This window comes from Desulfobulbaceae bacterium (assembly GCA_015231515.1).
In the GTDB taxonomy this organism is placed as follows: Bacteria; Desulfobacterota; Desulfobulbia; order Desulfobulbales; family VMSU01; genus JADGBM01.
In genome coordinates, this window is sequence record JADGBM010000149.1 from 1 (window position 1) to 5760 (window position 5760).

A 5760-nucleotide genomic window follows, 5' to 3' on the forward strand; every position below is an offset into this window, starting at 1 on the left:
GCACACAGTCAATGGAGCCGATGCCTGGAATGCACATCGGTAAACTGCAAATTTATCGCAGCAGATCTCAGGATATAAACCGTTTCTTACCAACCCGTTCAAAACATAAACAATAAGAACACGAATAAATCATAAATTTCGTGAGTTAATTACCAAAATCATGATAGCATTAATACAGATTGTCGAGAATTTATTGACCCTGTTCAGGGATTTTTTTTATGATGTTGGAGAGATGACCGTTGATACGAAGACCATTGCGAATTCTGGTTGTTGATGACACAGTTCTGTATCGGAAAGTTTTGTCAGAAACCCTTGCCCAGATTCCAGATGTCGAGGTTGTCGGTACGGCAATCAATGGCAAGATCGCCTTGTCAAAAATTGTACAGCTCCAGCCTGACATGTTGACACTTGATTTTGAAATGCCTGAGATGGACGGGCTTGAAGTTCTGAGACAGGTTAGAATCCTTCACCCGAACTTGAAAGTGGTCATGGTTTCTGCCCATACAAAAGAGGGGGCAGCTGTAACCTTAAAAGCTCTCGAACTCGGCGCTTTAACCTTTATCACCAAGCCAGATTGCAATAATCCATTAGAAAGCAGAGATGCACTTCTCTCACAGTTGACTCCTATAGTACAAGAGATAGCAGCCCGCACTCTTTTAACACAGAGTGTCTCAGACTCCGATCACCCACCCCAGCAAATTCCAAACGATTCCACAATTAAAAACCGACCTCACACTTTACCCTCTTCACGTATTCAAGTCGTGGCCATTGGAATTTCAACTGGTGGACCCAATGCGCTTGCGGAAGTCATACCCTTGCTGCCAAAAAATTTACCTGTACCAGTGGTCATTGTTCAGCATATGCCCACACACTTTACTGCCGTGTTAGCCGAGACACTCAACCAGAAAAGTGCCTTAAACGTTGTTGAGGCTGTTGACTCAATGCCGCTTGAGTTCGGCACTGTCGTTCTGGCGCCTGGCGGTAAACAGATGAGAGTTGTTAATAAATCCGGCAAGCCCCATATCGAAATTAATGACGATCCGCCGGAAAATCACTGCCAGCCTTCTGCAGACTATCTGTTTCGTTCGATATCACAAGTATATGGATCGGCTGCACTGGGTGTGATAATGACAGGTATGGGCGCTGATGGAACGCTTGGCCTGCGATTAATGAAAAGAAAGGGCGCCCAGGTTATTGCTCAGGATGAACAGAGCTGTGTTGTGTTTGGGATGCCCGGGGAAGCTATTAATGCCGGTGTCGTTGATCTTATTGTCCCTTTGAACCAGATCGCCAACGAAATAACCAAACGGGTCAGGACATGAAGATAAATCCAACAGAGCTAAGGGAACTGGCAGCTTTGATTCATAGACATAGCGGCATAGTTATAGATAGCAGTAAGGCATATCTTGTTGAAAGCCGACTTTCACCTATGCTGGAGGAGTCCGCTTTATCGTCATTCGGCGCTCTGATTGCCGCTGTTCGAAACGCTCCCCCGCTGATCAATCAAATTATAGACTTAATGACTACCAATGAAACCTCATTTTTTCGTGATCAAAAACCCTACACATTACTTACAGAAAAACTGCTACCTGACTGGCTTGGCAAACAAAGAAATGGCCCGGGTAATCTGGATATCTGGAGTTCGGCATGTTCAACTGGTCAAGAAGTGTATTCTATAGCCATGACACTCTCTGATTTTTTTAAAAAAAACCTTTTCTACCACACGATTAAAATCGAAGCGACTGACATCTCAGACTCAGCTATCACCAAGGCGAGCCGCGGCCAATACAGCCCACTGGATGTAAGCCGGGGGCTTGATGCGGCTAGTCTCAACAAGTTTTTTCTGCGGGAAGGAACGTCGTGGAAAATAAAGGATGAGTTGCGGAGCTTAGCCCATTTTGAACAAACAAACCTGCTAAGTTCCACAATTGCTACGCATAGCTTTGATATTATTTTCTGTAGGAATGTAGCAATATATTTCAGCGCCACAGATCGCCAACGGTTGTTTGCGCAAATCTCAAAACGACTTAAAGAGAATGGTGTGTTGATAATCGGTTCAACGGAATCGTTGTTCGGTATTAACAAACACCTTAAACGAATGGAACATAACGGCTCCCCGTATTACATGCTCCGCTGAACTGGCTTATGCGATGCTATCTGGGCAAAAGGTCATATCCAGTTTGGCTATTTCTTTAACAACTCATCAAGGTCAAGGACCGCTACAAGTTCTTTTGCCATGCGGTACACTCCGTCGAAAAAAGCTCCACTGACCCCGTCTACATTGGAAGGCGGCGGTGAAATGTCATAATGCTTTGCAACGACAATATCGTAGATAGTATCCACAAGTAAGGCTATATACTCGTCTTCGTAACGAACAACGACAACCTGGGTATCTTCAGTAATCGTACTTGGGCCAAGACCGAACTTTTGATGCAAGTCTATAACTGTAACAATTTCCCCTCGAAGGTTTATCACGCCGCTGACATAATCCGGGGCTCTATGGACAGGAGTAATCGCAATATTATGATCAATCTCTTGTACATATAGGGTATCAAGTCCGCAGAGCATATCTCCGGCTCGAAAAAGGACAAGCTCTCTGTCTTGTTGTTCTTCGGTCATGATAGTTCAACTCTATTTAAAATTGGTGCAACTCTCTAATTTTGTTATTTTTTGCCAAGATGCTTCTTAATCGATGCAATAAGTTTTTCACGATCCAATTTAATCAGATACTCATCAATACCAGCAAGCTTACCTTTTTTCTCGGCGGCATCACCTGCCAAACTGGTAACAGCAATAACGGGCAAATTTTTAAAGCGTTCCTGATCCCGAATCTTTCTGGTCATCTCCAAACCATCCATATTGGGCATCTCGATATCGGTAACCACCATATCAACCTGCTCTGTGTCTAAGACCTCAAGACCTTGCAATCCATCTGTGGCAGTCAAAGGTTTATGGCCGGCCTCTTTAAGAAAATTGACAAATTGATTGAGAAAAAACGGCGAGTCCTCCACAACCAGTATAGTTGCCGGACCCGTCTCCTTTGTTTTGCTCTTCAATGACTGTGTCCACTCCGGTATGAGTGTGTCAATAATTCCATAAAGATCGACTAACAAGGTGATTTCGTCATTGATAATTGAAGAACCTAAGATTCCCGGCTGTTTGTGGGTAATTTCATCAATCGCATAGTCTCCGCGGATGATGTCGATAATCTCGGACATAATAATGCCGACTTCTTTGCCGTTTATTGAAAAGACGATAATATAGCAAATTTGACTGTCTGGGCTAATTGAGCCGACTTTAGCGACTTCGTCAATGGTGAATAGGGGAAGAGTGGTGCCACGATACTGAATATTTCTACGACCTCCAGTTATTTCGATATCAGCCGTCTTGCTCAGCTCTATTCTGGAAACCAGATCAAGTGGTATGGCGATCTGTTCCTTGGGTGCGTTACGCACTATCAATAAGGATTGGACATCCTGCATAACTTTCAACTCAGCCCTCTGCAAGGCCTGCTCTTGAACAGAATTTGAAACAGTGCGCAGATTCATTATGTTGCTGATGCCCACAACGTCGAGAATAAGAGCCACTCTGCCATCCCCCTGCACTGAAGCGCCCGCATAGCACTTACAATCTCGCAGATGCGTTCCTAAAGGCTTTACCACTATCTCTTCAGAGTCGAGGAGCTGGTCGACAATCAAACCGTAATGATAGGCCCCGGCGGATACGACCAAAATATTATAGGCACTCAGTGGACTGGTGCGCCTATCATTTTCTTGAGCCCGTTTTTCTTCGTCCTCAACAATTTCACTACTCACCTCAGTTGCCGTGACCTTGAGATAATCTTTTTTACGACGGTCTTCCGTGCGAACTCTTTTTTCTGGGAGCAGCTCATTTGTTTGAGTGGAGGTATAATAGCAATCATTGATACCGAGAGCCTCGCTGAGTTTAACCAGTGGAAGAAGTTCTCCTCTGAGACGCATAACAAGGGCCCTACCGATTTTTTCAATTCGTTCTTTCACCTTTGCCGCAGGTATCCTGACCAACTCGACCATGTTGACCTGAGGAATGGCGTAACGTTCATCGTGAACTGCAACCATCAAGCTCGGTATAATCGCTAAAGTTAAAGGCAATTTGATAGTAATCAAAGAACCTTTACCCGGTGTGGTGTCAATATCAACGATGCCTCCGACCTTTGATATATTGGTGTTGACAACATCCATCCCCACGCCCCGACCAGATACATCACTGACTACTTTTGCTGTTGACATGCCAGGCAGAAAGATGAGCTTGGCAATCTCCTTATCACTCATTGTCTCAAGAGTAGCGGCATCATAGAGTCCCATGGATAAGACCTTTTCCTTGACCCGGCCAATATTAATGCCCGCCCCATCATCTTCAATGGCAATCATAACTTGACCGCCCTCATGATAAGCCGTTATACGCAATGTCCCCGTCTCTTGCTTACCTGCTGCAACTCGATCAACGGGCAACTCAACACCATGATCGACAGAGTTTCGTACCAGATGAGTAAGAGGATCGCCAATGGACTCGATGATAGTCTTGTCCAGCTCAACCTCTTCGCCCTCAATCATGAGATCAATTTTTTTACCAAGACCCTTTGAGAGATCACGGACTATGCGCTTAAATTTATTAAACACATTGCCAATCGGCTGCATACGGGTACTCATGATGGCCTCTTGAAGTTCAGAGGTCACCAGATTGAGTCGTTGTGATATATTATCAACATCTGTTAGTTTTCTTGATGAAACAGACTGGACAAGCTGGTTTCTGGTCAAAACAAGTTCTCCGGCCAGGGTCATCAAGTTGTCTAACTGCCGAACACTTACCCGCAAACTGGTATCCGGTTTTATTTCGGCCTTAACCGGAGATTCCTTGCCCGGTGGTGCTGGGTCAACTGCTTTCTGCTTCTTTTCGGGCTCAACAGCTGGGGGCATGGCAGGCTTTTCCGGCAGACCATCTGTTGGGGGGGGCTTGACTGTTGGCTCTGCCATAGTCGGCGCAGCGCAAGGTGTAGCAGCTAAGGCCAAATCTTCAGCAGAAATCTGCTCGATCTGCTCTAAATCAATATTGACAAAAGAGGCCAGGAGTTCTTTTTCCAGCATCGAAGAAATGACAACTATCAATTGATTTTCTGTTTCCTTTAAAAGTTCAGGGGATAAAACACTGTCAATATCTATGTTGGCGGCAATAATATCTCCACAATCTTTTAATGTATCAATAATCCCTTTGCAATTTTCTGATAAAGCCTCGCCACCCTTCGATAAATCGTACGACACGATGAAAACCTGCATGCCTGTATCAAAAGCAGCCTCAATCTGGGCTTTCTCAATTCTAAGTACGAGCCCGTTTGCTGAAGATGATACCTGGCCAGGTTTGCCTCCCGCCAATGGCGTTTCGGCAGCTGGAGGTGCGGGTACAACATCCTTTAGCGCTGGGCTCGCGGGAAGCGGCTGCCCTGCGTAAATAGCACTAAGCGCTGCCATATTAACCGAGATGTCAGCTTCGTTGGAAGTTTCATACCGTTTAATCAGGGTTGACAACGTATCGATGGCATCAAGCAACGATGAAATAATGTCAGAAGTCGGAATCAGCTCTTTACTGCGGATTTTGCCCATGACATTTTCACTGCTATGGGCAAGTTCCTTGACTGTATCAAGGCCGAGAAACCCTGCACCGCCCTTGATTGAATGAACAGCCCTGAAAACCTTATTGACAAGGTCTTCATCAATATTCTCACCA

General features: G+C 45.1%; 4 protein-coding genes. 2 read left to right on the plus strand and 2 right to left on the minus strand.

The features are described 5' to 3' along the window. Positions 1-239 precede the first annotated feature (239 nt). Both HQK80_14935 and HQK80_14940 read left to right on the plus strand, forming a co-directional pair. Positions 240-1322 (plus strand): chemotaxis response regulator protein-glutamate methylesterase, encoded by a 1083-nt coding sequence (locus HQK80_14935; protein ID MBF0223491.1) that lies wholly within the window; start codon positions 240-242, stop codon positions 1320-1322. Then, positions 1319-2137, plus strand: coding sequence for a protein-glutamate O-methyltransferase CheR (locus HQK80_14940; protein MBF0223492.1), 819 nt, complete (start codon positions 1319-1321; stop codon positions 2135-2137). Before HQK80_14935 ends, HQK80_14940 begins: the two co-directional genes overlap by 4 nt. Before the next feature lie 47 nt (positions 2138-2184). Here the strand turns inward: HQK80_14940 and HQK80_14945 are convergent, their stop codons facing one another. After that, the gene (locus tag HQK80_14945; protein MBF0223493.1) at positions 2185-2619 is read right to left on the minus strand and encodes a purine-binding chemotaxis protein CheW; all 435 of its coding nucleotides are present in this window, start codon (positions 2617-2619) and stop codon (positions 2185-2187) included. 44 nt (positions 2620-2663) lie between these two features. Beyond that, positions 2664-5760: chemotaxis protein CheW (locus tag HQK80_14950; GenBank protein ID MBF0223494.1), on the minus strand; the 3097-nt coding region annotated here is incomplete at its 5' end.